The organism is Mesorhizobium sp. M4B.F.Ca.ET.017.02.2.1 (genome assembly GCF_003998955.1).
Lineage (GTDB): Bacteria > Pseudomonadota > Alphaproteobacteria > Rhizobiales > Rhizobiaceae > Mesorhizobium > Mesorhizobium abyssinicae.
The window spans coordinates 1-839 of the sequence record NZ_RZOF01000662.1; the positions used below are offsets into that span (position 1 = coordinate 1).

An 839-nucleotide genomic window follows, 5' to 3' on the forward strand; every position below is an offset into this window, starting at 1 on the left:
ACCAGGTCTTGCGTGCGCTGAGCGAGGACGGGGAACCCACGGCACCCCTCGGCGCCATCTTCCATGGCGAGGACGTCGCGCCGACGCGCTTCCTCGAAATCGACTGGAGCGCCGGTGGCGGCATCGCGCTCAGGGCCGGCAGCACCGCCAGCCATGTCGCCATGCTGGCGCGTGCGCGCGGCGTGCCAATGGTGGTCGGGCTCGGCACCTTCCCGGCCAGCCTCGCAGGCATGGCGTTGCTCGATGCCGAGCATGGCGGGATGGTGCTCTCGCCCTCACCGGCCGAGATCGACGCCTTCCGACAATCATCGTCTTCCTTCGCCGCGCGCCAGGGCGCGGCGCAGTCTTTCCTGACCCGGCCGGCAGAGACCAAGGCGGGCACCGCCGTGCGCGTGCAGGTCAACATCGCCAACCCTTCTGATGTCGACGGCATCGACATCTCGACCTGCGACGGCGTCGGGCTGATGCGGACGGAGTTCCTGTTCGGCAAGACGCTTCCGGACGAGGAGACGCAGTACCGGGCCTACCGCAAGGTGCTGGAATGGGCAGGCGACAAGCCGGTGACCATCCGCACCGTCGACGCCGGCGGCGACAAGCCGCTTGCCGGCTTCACCGTCGAGGAGACCAACCCTTTTCTCGGCCTGCGCGGCATCCGGCTGTCGCTCAAGCGGCGCGACATTTTCCGGGTGCAGATCAGGGCATTGCTGCGCGCCGCCATCCACGGCAATCTGAAGGTCATGTTTCCGATGATCGCCACGCCCGAGGAATACAGCCAGGCCGCCGCGCTGTTCGCAGAGGAGCAAGCCGGGCTTGCCGCGCGCGGCGGCCTGGCTGTATTC

Annotated in this window: 1 protein-coding gene; it reads left to right on the forward strand. The window is 68.4% G+C overall.

Features of this window, described 5'->3' with window-relative positions:
* The coding region (locus tag EN738_RS34695; protein ID WP_145967066.1) for a putative PEP-binding protein at positions 1–839 on the forward strand (839 nt) is incomplete at both ends.